The sequence below is a fragment of the Rhodococcus sp. As11 genome, assembly GCF_048957735.1.
Lineage (GTDB): Bacteria > Actinomycetota > Actinomycetes > Mycobacteriales > Mycobacteriaceae > Rhodococcus > Rhodococcus gordoniae.
This window is the reverse complement of record NZ_JARDJE010000009.1, coordinates 221020-240106: the sequence shown is the minus strand read 5'-3', so window position 1 is coordinate 240106 and position 19087 is coordinate 221020. Positions and strand designations below refer to the sequence as shown.

General features: G+C 68.5%; 17 protein-coding genes. 10 read left to right on the top strand and 7 right to left on the bottom strand.

Features of this window, described 5'->3' with window-relative positions; genetic code table 11:
• Positions 1 to 190: 190 nt before the first annotated feature.
• Positions 191 to 781: a lipocalin family protein gene (locus PV766_RS14665; RefSeq protein ID WP_129974954.1), complete on the bottom strand. Its 591-nt coding sequence runs from the start codon at positions 779 to 781 to the stop codon at positions 191 to 193.
• Between the two features lie 34 nt (positions 782 to 815).
• Positions 816 to 1484: a fasciclin domain-containing protein gene (locus PV766_RS14660; protein WP_129974956.1), complete on the bottom strand. Its 669-nt coding sequence runs from the start codon at positions 1482 to 1484 to the stop codon at positions 816 to 818.
• Positions 1485 to 1654: 170 nt separating this feature from the next.
• On the opposite strand from PV766_RS14660, the gene PV766_RS14655 reads away from it, so the two are divergent.
• The 4 genes from PV766_RS14655 to PV766_RS14640 all read left to right on the top strand — a co-directional run bounded on the left by PV766_RS14655 (position 1655) and on the right by PV766_RS14640 (position 4358).
• Entirely contained in the window at positions 1655 to 2290 is a 636-nt protein-coding gene (locus PV766_RS14655; protein WP_129974957.1) for an alpha/beta hydrolase family protein, read from the top strand.
• Complete coding sequence (locus PV766_RS14650; protein WP_129974959.1) at positions 2280 to 2909, top strand: DUF1365 family protein; 630 nt, start codon at positions 2280 to 2282, stop codon at positions 2907 to 2909. Before PV766_RS14655 ends, PV766_RS14650 begins: the two co-directional genes overlap by 11 nt.
• 77 nt (positions 2910 to 2986) lie before the next feature.
• Entirely contained in the window at positions 2987 to 3562 is a 576-nt protein-coding gene (locus PV766_RS14645; RefSeq protein ID WP_129974961.1) for a sigma-70 family RNA polymerase sigma factor, read from the top strand.
• A complete protein-coding gene (locus PV766_RS14640; protein ID WP_421097283.1) occupies positions 3552 to 4358 on the top strand; it encodes an anti-sigma factor in 807 nt (268 codons plus the stop codon). Before PV766_RS14645 ends, PV766_RS14640 begins: the two co-directional genes overlap by 11 nt.
• A 22-nt stretch (positions 4359 to 4380) precedes the next feature.
• On the opposite strand, the gene PV766_RS14635 is transcribed toward PV766_RS14640, so the two are convergent.
• Positions 4381 to 5157, bottom strand: coding sequence for a putative protein N(5)-glutamine methyltransferase (locus tag PV766_RS14635; protein WP_129974965.1), 777 nt, complete (start codon positions 5155 to 5157; stop codon positions 4381 to 4383).
• Between the two features lie 200 nt (positions 5158 to 5357).
• Here PV766_RS14635 and PV766_RS14630 point away from each other — a divergent pair, with 200 nt between their 5' ends.
• From PV766_RS14630 to PV766_RS14610, 5 genes are all read left to right on the top strand, one after another.
• On the top strand, positions 5358 to 7472 hold the full coding sequence (locus PV766_RS14630) for an MMPL family transporter (protein WP_207213454.1): 2115 nt from the start codon (positions 5358 to 5360) through the stop codon (positions 7470 to 7472).
• A 158-nt stretch (positions 7473 to 7630) separates the two neighbouring features.
• Positions 7631 to 10963, top strand: a complete 3333-nt coding sequence (lysX, locus tag PV766_RS14625) for a bifunctional lysylphosphatidylglycerol synthetase/lysine--tRNA ligase LysX (protein ID WP_421097282.1) — start codon at positions 7631 to 7633, stop codon at positions 10961 to 10963.
• A 44-nt stretch (positions 10964 to 11007) separates the two neighbouring features.
• Positions 11008 to 11607 (top strand): histidine phosphatase family protein, encoded by a 600-nt coding sequence (locus PV766_RS14620; RefSeq protein WP_129974967.1) that lies wholly within the window; start codon positions 11008 to 11010, stop codon positions 11605 to 11607.
• Positions 11608 to 11681: 74 nt separating this feature from the next.
• Positions 11682 to 12323 carry an MSMEG_1061 family FMN-dependent PPOX-type flavoprotein gene (locus PV766_RS14615; protein ID WP_255161984.1) on the top strand — a complete coding sequence of 214 codons (642 nt, stop codon included), beginning with the start codon at positions 11682 to 11684 and terminating at the stop codon, positions 12321 to 12323.
• 46 nt (positions 12324 to 12369) lie between these two features.
• Positions 12370 to 13281: an SDR family NAD(P)-dependent oxidoreductase gene (locus PV766_RS14610; protein WP_421097281.1), complete on the top strand. Its 912-nt coding sequence runs from the start codon at positions 12370 to 12372 to the stop codon at positions 13279 to 13281.
• A gap of 29 nt (positions 13282 to 13310) precedes the next feature.
• Here the strand turns inward: PV766_RS14610 and PV766_RS14605 are convergent, their stop codons facing one another.
• From PV766_RS14605 to PV766_RS14590, 4 genes are all read right to left on the bottom strand, one after another.
• Entirely contained in the window at positions 13311 to 14216 is a 906-nt protein-coding gene (locus tag PV766_RS14605; protein WP_421097286.1) for a cutinase family protein, read from the bottom strand.
• A 132-nt stretch (positions 14217 to 14348) separates the two neighbouring features.
• The gene (locus tag PV766_RS14600) at positions 14349 to 15119 is read right to left on the bottom strand and encodes a hypothetical protein (RefSeq protein ID WP_421097280.1); all 771 of its coding nucleotides are present in this window, start codon (positions 15117 to 15119) and stop codon (positions 14349 to 14351) included.
• Between the two features lie 43 nt (positions 15120 to 15162).
• Entirely contained in the window at positions 15163 to 16680 is a 1518-nt protein-coding gene (locus PV766_RS14595; protein WP_371053414.1) for a carotenoid oxygenase family protein, read from the bottom strand.
• Between the two features lie 17 nt (positions 16681 to 16697).
• Complete coding sequence (locus PV766_RS14590; RefSeq protein ID WP_129974977.1) at positions 16698 to 17918, bottom strand: acetyl-CoA acetyltransferase; 1221 nt, start codon at positions 17916 to 17918, stop codon at positions 16698 to 16700.
• Positions 17919 to 18065: 147 nt separating this feature from the next.
• Here PV766_RS14590 and PV766_RS14585 point away from each other — a divergent pair, with 147 nt between their 5' ends.
• Complete coding sequence (locus PV766_RS14585; RefSeq protein WP_421097279.1) at positions 18066 to 19040, top strand: winged helix-turn-helix transcriptional regulator; 975 nt, start codon at positions 18066 to 18068, stop codon at positions 19038 to 19040.
• The last annotated feature ends 47 nt before the right edge of the window (positions 19041 to 19087 follow it).

Genomic DNA, 19087 nt, shown 5'->3' with positions numbered 1-19087 from the left:
TGGCAGTCGTGGTTTGTGCGTATCCTCGACTCTGTTACCGCCGATCCGGCAGTGCCGGTCGGCGGTATCGAGTTGTGGGGGGGGGGCGGCGCCCCCCCCCCCCCCCCCCCCCCCCCCCCCCCCCCCCCCCCGGGCCCCCCCCCCCCCCCCCCCCCCCCCCCCCCCCCCCCCCCCCGATTCGTCCCGAGAGTCACACAGTGCAGAGCGGTCTGATCTCCTGCAGTCCCTCGGTGGTGGGTGAGGTGAGCATCAGGCACGAGTTGTACCCACTCGCCTCGACGACACCCCGGATCTCGCGCCACGCGTCGGCGCCGACGACGGGCGAACGCGACAGGACGAATCCGGAGATGCGTGTCGGGTCACCGACCAATGCCCACGAGTAATCGTCCGCGAGATACGTGACGATGTAGTTGCTCGGCCCGTCGAGCGAATCCTGGAACGGGACATCGGGGAACGACACGTGCAGCGAGGCTGTGTCGTTCACACGGGCGTTCCCGACGATACCGCGGCGGTCCCCGGTGATCGTGGTGCACGAGTTCTCCACACGCACATTGCGTTCGTCGAGCAGTGTGTAGAACGCGGTCGTGTCGCGCACGCAGTCGATATTGTAGGGGGCAGGATTGGCGGCGAGCTGATACCACTGCCCCACATACCGATTCACGTCCAGCTGTGAAACCGGGGTGAGAGGCGCTGCGGCGGCGGGCGTGGCGAACAGGAGCGCGCCCGCGGCGGCGATGAACGCCGCCGCAAGCCCCCGACCGCCGTGTCGGGACCAACGCATGTCTTCTACCTTTCCGTCGAGCGGGTAATGGTGGTTACTGGGGCTGGAGGACGCCGTCGATCAGGTACACGGTGGCGTTCTCGGTCTCGATACCACCGCAGATGACGTTGGCGTCGTTGACCTTCAGCATGTCGCCTTCACCGGAGACCTCGACGGTGCCGCCCTGCACGGTGGTCTGTGTGCCGACGACATCGGCCGGGGCCAGCTCACCCGGAACCACGTGGTAGGTGAGAATGTCGGTGAGCAGGGCCGAATCGGTCTGGAGGGTCTGGACGGTCTCGGGTGGCAGGGCCGCGAAAGCATCGTCGACCGGCGCGAATACGGTGAACTCGCCGCCGTTGAGAGTCTCGACCAGGTTCACGTCGGGATTGAGCTGCCCGGAGACGGCCTGCGTGAGAGTGGTCAGGATCGGAACATTTCCGGCGGCTTCGGCGACCGGCTGGTTCGCGAGTTCTTCGACGGAGGAGGGCCCGCTCGGATTCGCGGCGACGTAGTCGGCACACCCCGGGCCGACCGGGCCGGCAGCGGGGGCTGCGGTTCCGGTTGCAGCCGTGGTGGTTTCCTCCATGGTTTCCTGCGTGGTCTGCATGGTGGTGGTGTCGGTGGTGTCCGTGCCCGAATCATCCGAACACGCCGCGACACCCAGCAGGGAGATCGCACCGATTCCGACGGCGGCCAGGCTCTTGCGCGCAGTGACGTTCATGACTGTGATTCCCTTCGTAGGCCGTGACCGGAAACGGCCACGTCGATCAGGTGTGTCACCGGTCATTCGAACCTCGGGGCCGCGCGGATGGGTCGGGATCGAGAGAATTTTTTCCGGATCGGTATCCGCCGGGAACCCATCCGCATCGCCCTTCGCTCCGAATGGCGGTCATGGACAAGTTCTCGGATCCCCGACCGGCACACGTGCTCGTGCTGCCCGACGGGTGTCCGGTCGGTGCCACCCCACCACGGCCGTGGCATCTGTCGCAGATTCGCATGCGTCTGTTCGCCGACGCACTGCGCCTGCGACTGAGTCGGTACGACATCGCGGTCGATCTCGTCGACTACCGCTGTCGCGGATGGAACGGCGATCACATGAGCCCGGTCCGCGACGGCCTGCGGGCGATCGAGTCGGTGACGCGGCGCCGCGGGGACGTCCGGCTCGGACTGGTCGGGCACGCGATGGGCGCGAGGGCGATCGCGCATCTCGCGGCCCAGCACGGAGTGGAGGCCCTCGTCGCCCTGGCGCCGTGGTGGCCGGCCGACGACGCCGATCTGATTCCCGCCGGTCGGCACCTGCTGGTCGCGCACGGCACGGAGGACACCCGGACCGATCCCCGGATGGCGCAGAGCCAGGCGATGGCGGCCGGAGACCGCGGTGTGCGCGCACGGTGGCGGCCTCTGCCCGGAGCAGGACATTTCCTCCTCACCGACCCTCGATGGTGGGCCGACACCACGGCCGATTTCCTCACGTGCACACTGTCGGGGAAACCGACCACGTGCCCCGGAGACGACCATGCATCCTGACCTTCCCCGCGCAGTCGCGATGATCGGAGACGATGTCGAGTTCCCGGGTGGCCGGGTCGTGGTCACGCCGGCGATCTACCGCACCTTCGTGCGCCACGCGCAGGGATCGTCCGAGCGCCCGTCGCTCGAATATCGCGGCTTCAGCTGGGTCATGGACGTCGACGAGACACCGTCGTCGCCGTGGTGGCTGCGCATGCTGACGCGGTTCGATCCGTGGGATCACTTCGTCGCGAGTGATTCCGACACCTTCCGCGGACGCGTCGAGGACCACCTCGTCGCCGACGGAGTGAGAGTGCCGGGAGGACGGATCACGGCGCTGCTGAACATCCGGCGTCTCGGTCGCGGATCGGATCCGCTGAATCTGTTCTGGTGCCACGATCCGAGCGGCTCGCTGGCCTGCGTCGTCGCCGAGATCCACACGCGCCGGAGCGGACGGCACTGCTACACGCTGCGCTCGGACGAGATCGACATCGTCACCCGCGCCGGCGCCGGCGACATGTTCGCCCTCTCGGTCGCCCTGCGGCGGCCCGGCGTGCCGATGTTCACCGCGACCGTCAGTGGCGAACGGATGCCCGCCGACCTCGCGACGGTCCTGCGCGCACGGATGTGGATGGGGTGACGCTCGTGGTCGACACGGTTGCCTTGAGCGGAGGAAAGGTCCCGGCTAGGCTTTCCCCCGATGAGCGGACTGAGCCGATGACCGGCGTCGGAGGCCATACCGATACCCTCGGCGCACTGCTCGAGCGGGTGGCCCGGCAAGACCCTACGGCGTTCGCCGAACTGTACGACGCGACGCGTTCCCGAGTCTTCGGCATGGTGCTGCGGGTCCTCCGGGATCCCGGCTACAGCGAGGAGACCACTCAGGAGGTCTACCTCCAGGTGTGGAGGTCGGCGGACAAGTACGACCCGCATCAGGGCTCCGCACTGTCGTGGATCATCACGCTCGCCCATCGGCGCGCCGTCGACCGGGTCCGCAGCGAACAGTCCGGAGCCGACCGCGAGGCGCACTACGGTTCGGCGAACGTCGACGCGGCCTTCGACTCGGTGAGCGAGGAGGTCGCGCAGCGCGACGACCGCCGCCGGGTGAACGAGTGCCTGGGTTCGCTCACCGAACTGCAGCGACGCTCGGTCGAGCTCGCCTACTACAGAGGCTTTACATATACCGAAGTGGCAGAAGAACTTTCGTCCCCGTTGCCGACCGTCAAGTCGCGGATCCGGGACGGCCTGAAACGACTGAAGAATTGTCTGGGGGTGACCGTCGATGGCGAATGAGGCGAACGATTCCTCGCGCGATCTGCTCGACATGGCACCCGGATTCGCATTGGATGCCGTGACGCCCGGCGAGCGCCGGGAGATCGCCGAGCAACTCGCGGAAGCCGATGCGGAGGTGGTCTCGCGATTCACCGCCGAGGTCCGCGAGATCCACGAGACTCTCGCGGCGATGTCGGCCGGCACCGCGACCGAGCCGCCGCCCGCGCTCAGGGTGCGACTGCTCGATCTGGTTCACGCCGAACTCGCCGCGAAGACTTCCGTCGAGGAATCCGGGGCACCGGAGGCGACCGAGGCACCGGAGACGGTGGAGGACGACGCCCTTCCCCCGCCGGTGTCCCTCGACGAGCATCGCCGGGCGCGCCGCCGGAACTTCCTGCTCGCCGCAGCGGCCGCAGTGATCGTCGCGATCGGCGGTGTCGTGGTGGCCGGTCAGTGGTCGGCACCGTCCGGGCCGGCCACGAGCGAGCGGGTGTTCGCGGCCGAGGACGTACGGACCTCGTCGGGCTCGCTCGAGGGTGGCGGTACCGCGACCGTGGTGTTCTCCAAGGAAGAGGACGCGGGCGTCCTGGTGATGAACAACGTCGCCCCGCCGGCCGATGGCAGTGTCTATCAGATGTGGCTGGTCGGCCCCGAGGGCATGGAACCCGCCGGCACGATGACGCCCGCCGATGTCGCGCCGTCCACGACGGCGGTGCTCGAGGACATCTCCGGCGCTACCGCACTCGCCTTCAGCGTCGAGCCGACAGGCGGGTCGACCCAGCCGACCGCGATCTTCGCCCAGCTCCCACTCGACTGACATGGCCGAGGCAGCGATCACGTCATCGGCGGGTGCCGATGACGACCGTCGCATCGAATTCCTCCGACCTTCGTGCGGCCGGGTCGAGACCGGCGCGGGCGATGAGGCCCTCCACCACGGGTGCCTGCGCCGCGGCCGACTCGACGAGCAGCGACCCGCCGCCGGTGAGCCATCGGATCGCGTCCGCGACGAGTCGGCGATGGACGTCCAGGCCGTCGGGCCCACCGTCCAGCGCGCGACGCGGCTCGCTGCAACGTGCCTCCCGCGGCATCGATCCGATCGCCCCGGACGGCACGTAGGGCGCATTGGCGACGAGCACGTCGACGCGTCCGCACAGCGTCGCGGGCAGGGCGTCGAACAGATCACCGTCGAACACCCGCTGGGACGGCAGGTTCAGGCGTGCGCAGGCCGTGGCGACGGGATCGATGTCCGCCGCGTAGATCTCGGCCGCCTCCACTGCGATGGCGAGCGCGGAGCCGACCGCGCCGCACCCGCAACACATGTCGACGATCACGGCGCCGGGCCGCGCGAGGTCGATCGCGCAGTCCACCAGGTACTCGGTGCGTCGACGAGGGACGAACACCCCGGGCCGCACCGCGATGCGCCGGCCGTGGAAGAAGACGTGTCCCAGCACGTGTTCGAGCGGTTCGCCGGAGACCCGCCGCGCGACCAGCCGTTCCAGATCCGAGGGCGTGCGAGCGGCTTCCACGAGGAGCTGCGCCTCCTCCTCGGCGAACACACAACCGGCTGCTCTCAATGCGGACACGACGTCGGCGTGGGTCCGGTGGGCGGAGACCATGCGGCACCTTACCGCGCGCTCATCGGGCGAACCTCTCCGTTTTCCGTGGCGGGGGGCGACTCACACCCCGTGGAGGGGTGGGATCTTCCGATCATGGGTATTCCCCGGGCCGGCACGAGGAGCACTGTGGGAACGAACGATCTCGGGCAGGAGCCTGCCCGGGGTCGCCGGGTCCGAGACCGCTCATACGAGGAGGAATCTTGAGCACTGCTACCGCGCCCCCGCGCAGAACCGGCCGATGGCGGTGGCTGCTGCCCGCCCTGTTGCTCATCGCGTGGCTCGTGGCCGCCGGTGGCGGCGGTCCGTTCGCAGGCAAGCTCAACGAGGTCGCCTCCAACGATGCGAGCACCTTCCTCCCGGCCTCCGCCGAATCCACCCGCGCCGACGAGCTGTACGCGCAGTTCAACGAGAGCGAGTTCATCCCCGCGATCGTCGTCGCCGAACGCGACGGCGGAATCACCGACGAGGATCTCGCCTTCCTCGCCACCGAATCGGCCGGCCCGCCCCCGATCCCGTCGGAGGACGGTGAAGCGGCGCAGATGATCGTTCCGCTCGACGCCTCCGGGGAGGTCCAGGACGCCGTCGAGGAACTCCGGACCTCGCTCGAGGGAGCACCGGACGGGCTGACCGTCTACGTCACCGGACCGGCCGGTCAGGCCGCCGACCTGTCGTCGGCCTTCGGTGGAATCGACGGACTGCTGCTGCTCGTCGCGGGCGGTGTCGTCCTCGTGATCCTCGTGGTGGTCTACCGCAGCCCGATCCTGCCGTTCGTCGTCATCATCTCGGCGGTATTCGCACTCGCCCTCGCGAGCCTGCTCGTCTACGTGCTGGCCGACGCCGGGGTGATCGCACTCAACGGGCAGAGCCAGGGCATCATGTTCATCCTGGTGTTCGGCGCCGCCACAGATTACGCACTGCTGCTGGTCTCCCGGTACCGCGAGGAGCTGCGGCTGCAGCAGGACAAGTACGCCGCGATGCGCAGCGCGCTCCGCGGCTCGATCGAACCGATCGCAGCCTCGGCCGGCACCGTCATCCTCGGCGTGTTGTGCCTGCTGCTGTCGGACCTGAACTCCAACCGTGGGCTCGGCCCCGTCGCCGCCATCGGGATCGCCACCTCGTTCCTCGCCTCGGTGACCTTCCTGCCCGCGGCCCTCGTGCTGCTCGGCCGCGTGGCCTTCTGGCCCACGCGTCCCGCCTACGACGCGAACGCCGACGTGGACGACATACAGAAGTCCCACAAGGTGTGGGGCCGCGTCGCCGCCTTCGTCGGGTCGAAGCCGCGCCCGATCTGGATCGTGTGCAGCCTCGTCCTCATCGCCTTCGCACTGCTGGCACCGCAGTTCAAGGCGAGCGGTGTCGCGTCGTCGGATCTGTTCCTGCTGCAAACGGATTCGAAGTCCGGGCAGGAGGTGCTCGGTGATCACTTCGATGCCGGCACCGGCTCGCCCACCATCGTCGTCGCCCGGGAAGGAGCGCTCGACGATGTCGTCCGGACCACCGAGGGTGTGGACGGCGTGACGACCGCTCGGCCCGTCCCCGGCCCGGGCGGTACACCCCGCGTGGTCGACGGACTCGTCGCCGTGCAGGCGACTCTGTCGGATCCGGCCGACTCCCTCGCCGCAGAGGAGACCGTCGAGCGCATCCGCGAGGCGGTACGCGCGGTACCCGACGCGGAGGCCCTCGTCGGCGGGCCCACGGCCGTCGACCTCGACACGAAGGACACCGCAACCCGCGACCGCACCGTCATCATCCCGGTGGTGACTCTCGTGGTGCTGCTCGTGCTCATCGCGCTGCTCCGTGCGGTCGTCGCGCCGGTCCTGCTGATGCTCACCGTGATCGTGTCGTTCGCGGCGACGCTCGGTGTGTCGTCGCTGCTGTTCAACCACGTGTTCGGATTCCCCGGCGCCGACCCGGTGGTGCCGCTGTTCGGATTCGTCTTCCTCGTGGCGCTGGGCATCGACTACAACATCTTCCTCATGACCCGCGTCCGTGAGGAGACGAAGAAGGTCGGTACCCGCGCGGGCACGCTGCGGGCGCTGACCGTCACCGGTGGCGTCATCACGTCCGCCGGCGTGGTGCTCGCGGCGACGTTCTCGGCGCTGGCGGTGATCCCGCTGCTGTTCCTGGCCCAGCTCGCGTTCATCGTCGCCTTCGGTGTCCTGCTCGACGCACTGCTCGTGCGGTCGCTGGTGGTGCCGGCGCTGACCATCGACATCGGCAGGAAGATCTGGTGGCCGAGTGCGCTTGCCCGGACCGAGCCGTCCGAACCGGATCCGACCGAGGACGTGGCGATCGCAGGAGCACCGCGCTCGTGAGCGCGCAGGGTGTGTGCAGCGTTCGTGAGCACACAGGGTGTGCAGCGCTTCTGCCAGGTTCGTAGCTGCAGGAACGACGGCCGCGGGACCGGAGGTGTGATCCGGCCCGCGGCCGTTCGTCCCACGGCTGCCGCGTCTGCCCGTTACCGTCTTGTTCCATGTCTGCGGATCCCACCGCCCCTGTCGAGCACCCGCGTCCGGTGGAGGACACCCGGCCACCCTCCCGGCCTTCGCTGACCGACCGCGTCGGCGGACGTCTGTCCGCCGTGCCGCACGTCGTCGGCCTGGCCTTGGGCATCTACGCGTTCGTGGTGGCGCTGTGGTCGATCTCCCCGACCTTGCGCTACTGGATCCACATTCCTCGCGAGTACATCGACGAGTACTACTTCGACGCTCCCGACACGAGCCTGTCGTTCGCTCTCGTCATCGGCCTGCTCGCCGGTGCGATCGCCGGTCGCAAGCGCATCGCGTGGTGGATCCTGACGATCTATCTCGGCGGGTTCGCCATCACCAATCTCGTGATGAGCATCGTCGACCGCGACCCGAATCACCTCGTCGCATTGGTCGTCCACCTGGTGCTGGTCGCGATACTGCTGCTGTCCTATCCCGAGTTCTACACGCGGGTGCGGCGCGGAAACGTCTGGGCCGCACTCGGTGTGCTGGTGGGCGGTCTGGTCGTCGCGACGCTGATCGGCTGGGGCCTGGTGGAACTGTTCCCCGGCAGCCTGCCCGCTCCCGACCGGTTCCTGTGGGCGCTCAACCGTGTCACCGCACTGACGTTCATCGACAACGACCAGTTCGGTGGCCGGCCGAACGGGCTGGTCAACACACTGCTCGGCCTGCTCGGTGCGCTCGCCGTCCTCGCGGCCGCCGTGGTCCTGTTCCGGTCGCAGCGGGCGAGCAACGCTCTCACCGGCAGCGACGAATCCGCCATCCGCGGTCTGCTCGCCCACAGCGACGATTCGCTGGGCTACTTCGCGACCCGCCGCGACAAGGCCGTCGTGTTCGCACCCAGCGGGAAGGCCGCGGTGACCTACCGCGTCGAACTCGGGGTGTGCCTCGCGAGCGGTGATCCGATCGGCAACCCCGAGGCGTGGTCGCACGCCATCGACGAATGGCTCGATCTCGCCCGCGCCTACGGATGGACACCGGCGGTGATGGGAGCGAGCGAGGACGGTGCGACCGCCTACCACCGTGCGGGCCTGAACGCGCTGCAACTCGGCGACGAAGCCGTCCTGCACACCCGCGACTTCAGTCTCGGCGGACGCGACATGCGAGCGGTGCGGCAGGCCGTCAACCGTGCCCGCAAACACGGTGTGACCGCACGGATCATGCGCCACCGCGAACTGTCGCCCATCGAACTGTCGGCCACGATCCAGCGCGCCGACGCCTGGCGCGACACCGAGAACGAGCGCGGATTCTCGATGGCCCTCGGCCGGCTCGGTGATCCGCTCGACGGCGACTGCCTGCTCGTCGAAGCGGTCTCGGACGGCAAGGTCGTCGCGATGCTCTCGCTCGTGCCGTGGGGAGCGGACGGGGTGTCGCTCGACCTCATGCGCCGCGACCCGCAGGCCCCCAACGGGGTCGTCGAACTCATGGTGTCCGAACTCGCCTCACGGGGCACCGAGTTCGACATCGAGCGGATCTCGTTGAATTTCGCGGTCTTCCGATCGGTGTTCGAGGAGGGCGCGAGGATCGGCGCCGGGCCGATCCTGCGGTTGTGGCGGTCGATCCTGTTGTTCTTCTCCCGGTGGTGGCAGCTCGAGGCGCTGTACCGGTCCAACGTCAAGTACCACCCCGAGTGGGTGCCGCGCTTCCTGTGTTTCCGCGACAACCGGCTCATCCCGCGGGTCGCGCTCGCCTCGGCGATCGCCGAGGGCTTCCTCACCCTTCCCACCTTCGGCCGCCGGAACACCCGGCAACACACGGGAACACATTCGGCGTTCCCCGAGGACCAGGAGGTCGCGGCCGCACTGCACGACGACGGCAGCGCACCCGACGGCGGGCTCGGCGACGGTACGCCGGTCGTCGCGCACGGGCGGCGCCGTCCCGAGCAGGTCCAGGTACGTATGGACACCCTGCAGCGGATCGTCGAGCACGGGGTCGATCCCTACCCGGTCGCACATCCTCCGACCCACACCGCGGCCGAGGCCCGGGTCACGAAGTCCGGCACCGCCGTGAGCGTGGCGGGACGGCTCCTGCGCATCCGCAACTTCGGCGGTGTGCTGTTCGCTGTACTGCGCGACTGGTCGGGCGACATCCAGATCCTCGTCGACCGGCACCGTGTCGCCGGGCAACGCTTCCTGTTCGACCTCGGCGACCTCGTGGAGGTCTCCGGGGAGATGGGACGCAGCCGCACCGGGGAGATCTCGGTGCTCGCCGATTCGTGGCGCATCGACGGTAAGTGCCTGCACCCGCTGCCCGACAAGTACCACGGCCTCGTCGACCCCGAGGCCCGCGTACGGCAGCGCTATCTGCACCTCGCGATCGACCGCGGGGCACGCGATCACCTCGCGGCCCGCAGCGCCGTCGTGCGATCGTTGCGCGACGAACTGCAGACACGTGGTTATCTGGAGGTCGAGACCCCCATCCTGCAGTCGGTGCACGGCGGCGCGAACGCGGCACCGTTCGTCACGCACATCAACGCCTACGACGCCGACCTGTACCTGCGGATCGCCCCGGAGCTGTACCTGAAACGACTGTGCGTCGCCGGCATGGCGAAGGTCTTCGAGATCGGCCGGGTGTTCCGCAACGAAGGTGCGGATTTCAAGCACAACCCGGAGTTCACGATCCTCGAGGCATACGAGGCGCACAGCGACTACGAGAAGATGCGGGTCCTCGCGCGGGAACTGATCCAGGCGGCGGCACGCGCGGCGCACGGGCGCGAGATCATCCTGCGGCCCGGACCCGACGGCACGCCGGTCGAGATCGACATCTCCGGCGAATGGCCGGTCGAGACCTTCCACGATGCGATCTCCGAGGCACTCGGGACGTTCGTCGACGCGCAGACTCCCGTCGAGGTCCTGCGACGCCTGTGCGACGAGCACGAGATTCCCTACAACCCCGCCTGGGACGCCGGCGCCACCGCGCAGGAGATGTACGAGCACCTCGTGGAATCGAAGACGACCTTCCCCACCTTCTACACCGACTTCCCGATTTCGGTGTCGCCGCTGACCCGCCCCCATCCCCGCAAGCCGGGTGTCGCGGCGAAGTGGGATCTGGTGGCGTGGGGTGTCGAACTGGGGACCGCCTACAGCGAACTCACCGATCCGCTCGACCAGCGTGCCCGCCTCACCGAGCAGTCGCTGCTCGCCGCGGGCGGCGACGAGGAGGCGATGGAACTCGACGAGGAATTCCTCGGAGCACTCGAGTACGCGATGCCGCCCACCGGTGGCCTCGGTATGGGTGTCGACCGGATCGTGATGCTCGTACTCGGCGGCAGCATCCGCGAGTCGCTGGCGTTCCCCTTCACGAAGCCGAGACGCTCCTGACGGGTGGTTTCACGTGAAACCGGGACACCTGGCATCGTGAGGTCGTGCAGCTACTCCTGATCCGCCACGCCGAGCCGAACAACGCCCGCGCCGAGACCGGCGTCGCCGATCCGCCGCTCACCGAGTCCGGTCGCCTCCAGGCTTCGCGGTTGCCGGATGCGCTGTCGCCGTACGCCATCACGCGATTGTTCTCCAGCCCGCAGCTACGGGCCCTGCAGACCGCGGAACCCGTCGCCGACCACCGCGGCCTCGACGTGAAGACGACGGAGGACATCGCCGAGTACGACTACGGGCACGACCACTACTTCACCATCGACGCCGCGAAGGACGTCGCACCCGCCGCGTACAAGCGCATCCTCGCAGGTCACCTGCCCGACTTCGTCGATGCGGACGACTTCCGCACCCGCGTGCTGCGAGGGATCGACCACGTGGTGGACACGTGCGACCATTCCGAGACCGTGGCGCTGTTCGTCCACGGTGGGGTCGTGAACATCGTGCTGCAGCACCTGCTCGACCTGCCCCGGCCCCTGATGTTCCCCATCGAGTACGCGTCGGTGACGCGCATCCTCGTCTCACGCAGCGGAGCGCGCCGCGTCGCCTCGATCAACGAGACGGGCCACGTGCGCGACACCCTGCGGGTCTGATCGGGCAGGACCAGAACGCCGACGTGATCTTCGGCGTACAGGATTGATACGGTCACCGCCGGAGGTGGCACCGGATGGATGCGGACAGGATCGACGAGCTCGTGCAGGGCGGCATACGGACACAGGACGAGCTCGAAGCCGTCCTGGGCATTCCGCACCCGGCGATCGTCGACAAAGCACGACCCCACCTCACCCCGCTGATCAGGAATTTCCTGTCGCTGGCGCGGTTCTTCACGATCGCCACCGCCGACGCCGTCGGCAACTGCGACTGCTCTCCACGCGGCGATCTCGAGTCGGCGGTACTCGTGCTCGACGACCACACCATCGCGTTGCCCGACCGGCCCGGCAACCGACGTGCCGATTCCTACCGGAACATCCTCGAGAACCCCCACGTCGGGCTGCTGTTCTTCGTCCCCGGCGACGAAGAGGTCCTGCGGATCAACGGCCGCGCCACCCTGTCGACGAACCCGGACCTGCTCGGGAAGCTGTCGCTGCAGAACAAGCCGGCGCAGCTGGCCGTGATCGTGCAGATCGACGAGGTCTTCCTGCACTGTGCCCGGGCACTGCTCCGCGCCAGGTTGTGGGATCCGTCGACCTATCCCGACCGCGCGGCGGTGCCCTCGATGCGCGACATGCACGCCGAACTCCACTCGATCGAGATTCCGGCCGACGCCGAGCAGGGCAAGCGCGAACTCTATCGCGAGTTCCTGTACTGACTGCTCCTGTCATGCCCACACGCGCCGAGTGCGTCACGATGGTGTGGTGACCTCTCGGATCGCACAGATGCACCGCTGGCGCGCCGGCGCTGCACTACGCAGCCGTCTGCGCGACCTGACCGGCACCCTCGTCGTCGTCACCGGCGGCGGTAGCGGGATCGGGCGGGCCTCCGCGCTGGCCTTCGCCGCCGAGGGTGCCATCGTCGTCGTCGCCGACAAGGATCTCGACAGCGCCCACGACACGGTGGCGCTGGTGAACGTCCCGGCTCCCGGCGCCGGAGGCTCGGAGGCCGTCTTCGGCGGTGGCGCTCACGCCTACGAACTCGACGTCTCCGACCAGCAGCAGGTCCGGGAGTTCGCACAGACCGTCCGCGAGCGGCACGGGGTGGCGGACGTTCTCGTCAACAACGCCGGTGTCGGTGTCATCGGCGCGTTCGCCGACACCCCGCAGAGCGTTTTCGAGCACGTGATGGACGTGAACTTCTGGGGCGTGGTCTACGGCTGCCGCGCCTTCGCGGAACAGATGACCGAACGCGGTACCGGTGGGCACATCGTGAACGTCTCGTCGGCTGCGGCGTTCATGCCACAACGCAATCTCGCCGCCTACTCGACGAGCAAGGCCGGAGTGTTCATGTTGTCGGAGTGCCTGCGCGCCGAGTTGCTCGAACACGGCATCGGCGTGACCGTGGTGTGCCCCGACCTGGTCGACACCGACCTCGTCCGGACGGCCGAGTACGTCGCACCGAACCGGGACGTGCGGGCCGCGCGTCGCACCCGCACGCTCGCGATGTACCGGCGCCTGCATATCGCGCCGGAGAAGGTGGCCGAGGAGATCGTCGGGGCGGTCCGTCACAATCGGCCAGTGGTGACCGTCGCTCCGGGTGCGAAGGTCCGTAAGTGGCTGATGCGCTTCGCACCCCGAGTCATGCGCGTGGGCGCCCGATTCGACATCGACTGATTGTTCGATGTCGACCGGGCGGCCGATGGTCAGGCCTTCGAAGCGATCCAGTCGCGCAGCCACCGCGTGGCGGTGGTTCCGCGATCGTCGACCACGTAGTTGGAGTAGTCCTGGTGGATCTGCGATTCGTAGAAGGTGCGGATCTTCGTCTCGCGCAACTCGTTCGCCTCGGGTGTGAGCTGCAGCTGCAGCATCGGGATACCGCCGGCGGTCATGATGTCGTCGTAGAGGGTGCTCGCCTCGTCGCGGTAATTCTCGAGCTGCTCGAACGGGCTTCCCGCCGACATGGCGAGGAAGCCGGCCATACGCGTGACGAAGTCCTCCGGCGGAGTCGAGCAGTAGAGGTCGCCCACCGCACAGATGGTGCGCACGTTGGGCGTGACGAATCCGAAGCCTCCTGCGCGGGCGCCTCCCGCACCGGCGCCGGCGGCGGGCGGGCCGACGAACGGGTCGAGTTCGGAGCGACGCGGGTCGGACAGCAGGCCCACCGCGACGAGCCGGTGCGGACCGACCACCCCCAGGCCGGTGCCGATCTCGGCGGCGAGATCGCCTGCGGCGTCGGCACCCTGGCTGTACCCGACGAGGGCGAAGTTCGTGAGCGGGCACCGCTCGGCCGTCGCCGCGATGATTCCGCGGGCATTGTCGACGGCGCGGTTGCGGGAGGCCGCGTACACGTCGCCTTCCCACGGGAAGGCCGTGGCCGGATATACGACGTAGTCGACGCGGGATCCGGCGGGCAGCCCGGACGTGACCTGGGCGAGCATGCCGTTTCCGCGAGCGGGGTCGGGAGTATTCGAGGTCTCCCAGGTTCCCGGTACCGCGATCACGTTCAACGTCGGACATCCCGGCGGATTCGCTTGCGCCGCAGGCATTGCCACGAACACTGCTGCGCACGCCGCCACTGCGGCCACCGTTGCCGCCCACGCTCTTCTCATAGCCATGTCCCCGCCCCGCTACTGTCCTGGTGCCGAACCCTCCCCGGCAGTATCGAGTAGAAGGATGACATACTCGTGAACTGCGTGTGATGTATCCGAGTCCGGAACGTTGTGACGACGATTAGAGCGGTGTCAGCCGCGGACGACGGTCACCTGTCCCCCGCCGATGTTCGTCACGAAGACGTTGCCCGTCCCGTAGTCGATCGCGGTTCCCGGCACGGGACGCTCGACCACGCTCCCACCGGCGGTCGGCACGGGTTCCGCAACGACGATGTCGGGCCCGAAGAGGTTTGTCACATAGATGTTTCCGCTGAACGGATCGGTGATCACCGCACCCGGCGGAGGCGGCGGGGGCGCCGGAAGCTCCGGAGGCGCCACCGCACGGTCGACGACCATGACGCCTCCCGTCCCGACGTTGGTGACGAACACGCCGTCGGTTCCCGCGTCGAGGATCATCTCGGGCACACCGGGGACCGGCGCGGGTGCGGCGGCCTCGGCGGGCTCGGGCGTGACCTCCGTCCGGCGCACCGTGACCGCACCGGTACCGACGTTGGTGACCGCGACGTTGCCGAGACCGCCGTCGACCCGCATCTCGACGATCGCGGTGGAGACCTCCGTGCGGCCCGGGACACGTCCCTCGGGATGCGTGACGGTCACCGTGCCGGGGCCGACATTGGTGATGCACGCGTTGCCGGCGCCGCCCTGCAACCCGAGGAGCCGGGGGCCGTCGAAGCCGAACACCGGTGGGACGGGGTCGGCTCCGTCGACGGAGACCAGACCGCCGCCGTTCCGGATGCATGCGTCCGCAGGGTCGGCGGCCGCAGCAGGAGCCGCCGCGACGGCAGCAACGGCGGCACCCACACCCATCACGACCGTCGCCAGTGCACGTCTCGTAGCCGTCATGCGCAGAACCATAACGGGTGCGACGCCCGGCGACACGGAAATGTCACAAGCGCAGAGCGTCCTCCGGGCGGTCGGTGGTGCGCCATCCCGGAATCTCCGCGCCCGCCGCCCACGTCGAGTGGGTACCGGAGCTGATCCGCTCGGGCAGCCGGATACGCGCCAACGGTCCGTCGGCGAGTCGCTGTGCGTCGAAGACGAGGCATTCGGACAGGTCGCGGTTCATGTCGACGGTCATGGTCACGAGATAGCCGTCGTCCTCACCCGTCGATCCGCTGCGGGGTGCCATCACCGTCTCGCTGCCGAACACGCCGTCGCCCAGCGGGTAGTACTCCTCGGCTCCGGTCTCGGTGTCGTGCTTGACGAGACCGTCGAACAGGAACTTGCCCGGCACCCCGGTGGGGGCGTAGACGTAGCGGTTCCGCCGGCCCGAGTGGAGGGGATTGATCATGCCGAACTCGGTGATCCGCTCCGAGAGCCGTTCCTCGGTCACCGTGCCCGTACGCATGTTCAGGCGCCAGCGGTGCAGATGGGTCCCCATGTGGTCGAGGGCCAGGAAGCGGAACATGCGGTCGTAGAGCGAGCCGGTACCGGGATCCGGCGGCTCCGGAGTCTCCTGGTGGAAGCCCTCGAGCACGACCTCGTCGCCCTCCTCGTAGGCGTTGGTCCAGTGCAGGACATAGGTCGGGTCCGCATCGAACCACACGATCCCGCTGCCGTCCCCTCGCCGCGGGAGGACGCCGAGCCGCATCGGCATGTCGGGGTGGAAACGGGTGACGTACTTTCCGACCTCGAGGGCCTCGGGGAGCCAGAACAAGGGGCAGTCGTTGAGGATCGCGTAGTTCTCAGTGAACGCCATGTCGTGCGGCAGGCGCGGACCGGGCAGGTCGATGTCCGTGTAGTGGACGAGCTTGTCGGACGAGTCGACGACGCCGTAGTGCATGTACGGGGCGTCGGTGCCGTAGTTGAAGAACAGCATCTCCCCCGTGTGCGGATCCGACTTCGGGTGCGCGGAGACACCGAGGCCGAATGGGAAGGCACCGTTCCAGTCGGCCTTGCCGAGAGTCTCGAGGGAGATCGGGTCGATCCGGTAGAGATCGCCGCACTGCCAGAAGCTCGTCAGCGCGACACCGTTGTGGAAGACGACGTCGGTGCTCGAACCGTCCTTCATCCTGCCCCGGGCACCCCAGCCGTCCTGACGCTCCGACTTCGCCGGGTTCTCCGCGATACCGGCCCACAGGGCACGGCCGGCCTCCTGTTCGGCGAGAAAACCGTCGGTCCTGACGAACCTGTTGCGGTAGAACGCCTCTCCGTCACGGAATCCGACGAGGTGAACCATGCCGTCCCCGTCGAAGGGGTGGTAGAAGCCCTGCTGGGCCGGGTGCACCGGGTTCTCGGTGTTGCGGATGTACACGCCGTCCAGGTCGTCGGGAAGCTCCCCGATCACATCCAGGTCGTCGGCACGGTGTTCCGTGACCTGAGGTCGCCACGGTCCGGTCCGATAGGGGTGGTCGTCGTCGGCCGGGAGCGTGGACAGTGCCCGGCCGAGGATCTCGAGGTCCATCGCTACTCCTTGGGGAATCAGCCGATGATGAGGGACACGGTGGTGGTCGTACTGCCACCGAAGTTGAGGGTGGCCGCGCGCCGGGCGCCGTCGACCTGGTAGCCACCGGCGGTACCGGTGACCTGTCGGTGGCAGTCGAGAGCCATGCGCACGCCGGTCGCGCCCACGGGATGCCCGCCGCCGAGGAGACCGCCGCTGGGGTTGACCGGCATCCGGCCGCCGATCTCGAGGTCGCCGGATTCGACGGCACGCCGGCTTTCGCCCGGCGCGGTGAGACCGAAGTGGTCGATCGCGAAATACTCGCTGATGCTGAAGCAGTCGTGCGTCTCGATGAGGTCGAGATCGTCGACACGATCGATGCGGGCCCGGTCGAACGCATCGTCGATGGTGGCTCGCAGGTGCGGGAACATCAGGCCGTCGGCCGAAGTGCGGGCGAGCTTGTCGTCGAGGCCGAGCCCGACGGTGCGGTGCCCCCAGCCGAGAATCCGCGAGCGGGCCCGCGAGTCGAAGTCGGGGTGACGGGCGACGTAGCGGGCGCTGACGAGCACGAGTCCCGCAGCACCGTCGGTGAGCGGGCCACAGTCGATCTTGCGCAGGCTGCCCTCGACGATCGGGTTCGCGGTGTCGTCGGCGGTGAAGCACTCCGGCGCGTAGTCGCGGATGCGGGTCTGGGCGTGGGGATTACGCCGCGCGTTGCGGATGTTCAGCTCGGAGATCGCCCACAGATGCGCCGGGTCGAGCCCGTAGCGGGCCGAGTACTCGTCCGCGATACGGGCGAACATGTAGGGCCAGATGAACTTCGCGTCCTGCCCCTCGTGCCCGACCCAGGAGGCGGGGCTCATGTAGTTCGATCCGATGTCACCGGGTACGGATTTCTCGATCTCCACGCCGAGGACGAGTGCGCAGTCGTACCGCCCGGATTCGAGGTCGGCCATCGCGGCGAGGATCGCCAGCGAACCGGACGCACAGGCGCCCTCGTGGCGGCTCGCGGGGACGTGCCACAGCTCGGGGATCACCGAGGCCGGCATCGCACCGAGATGTCCCTGCCCGGTGTAGAGCTGCCCGAAGGCGTTGCCGACGTGGACGACGTCTACCTCGTCCGGCTCGATACCGGCGTCCGCGAGGGTTCCTCGTGCGACCTCGGCAGTGAGGTCACCGATGTCGAGGCCCTCTCGGGTGACGTTCCGCGCGAAGTCGGTCTGGTGACCACCGGCGATCCACACCTGGGTCGATGTCATGTCGTCTCGCTTTCCGTATCCGGTCGACGTGGCGAGGTTCGATGTTGGAGAGTGGGTTTCTGCGGGGCACTGTCCCGCCGCACCATTTAGTACAGTTATTGAAGCATTTAGGTGTGCGGCTCGCAAGAGTCGCGAGGAGGCCCGGACGTGTACCGCAACGACGCAGCGCCGAAGGACGCCGACACGAGGTCGGCCGTCAATCCGCTCGCGGCGACACTCGATCTCCTCGGCGACCGGCTGACGCTGGCACTGCTCGGGCACGCCTTCGTGAGCGGCACGACCCGCTTCACCCGCTGGCTCGAACTGACCGGTGCCCCGTCCTCGGTGCTGGCCGACCGGCTGAACGCACTCACGGAAGCGGGCGTCCTGGTGCGATCACCCCAGTCCGCGGGCTCCGACCGGCACGACTACCTGCTCACCGAGCTGGGCCACGCCACCTGGCCGATCCTGGTGTGTGTCTGGGGATGGCAGCGGGAGTGGACCCCGGAGGGTGCCTGGCAGCCCGATCTCGTCCACACTCCGTGCGGCCACCGCGGACCAGCGCTCGTGCGGTGCGGGACGTGCCTCGCCCCGGTGACCGCGCACGAGACCGACATCGACATGGACGCCGAAGCGGTCTGGACGGTGACCTCGGGTGCGCGACGCCGGTCGAAGCGGGGGCCGGCACGCGGTGCAACCGACGAGGACATCCAGTTCAACGCCGTCATGGAGGCCCTCGGTGACCGCTGGAGCGGGGCGATCACGGGTCTTGCCCTGGCCGGAACCCGCCGCTTCGCGCGGTTCCGGTCGGCACTCGACATCTCCCCCACAACCCTCACGGACCGGCTCGGCCGGCTGTGCGAGGCACAGATCCTGGAACGGCCCGACGACTCCGGTCGCGAGTACCGCCTGACCCATCGCGGCCGTGCTCTGTTCGGGGTGTTCGTCTTCCTGATCCGATGGTCCGTGCTGGCGTTTCCCCAGGCCCCCAGCCCCCTCCGGGTCCGCCATCCGACGTGCGGAAATCTTCTGATTCCGGAACTCCAGTGCCGGGGTTGCGACGGTCCGGTCGATCGGACGTCGGCGCGAATCGATCCGATCACCCCACCTCCCCGATCGGCGGTCACCGACCCTCGGCCTTGACAGCATCCGACACCGGCCGGTATCACTTCGTTATCTGTAGTGACTGA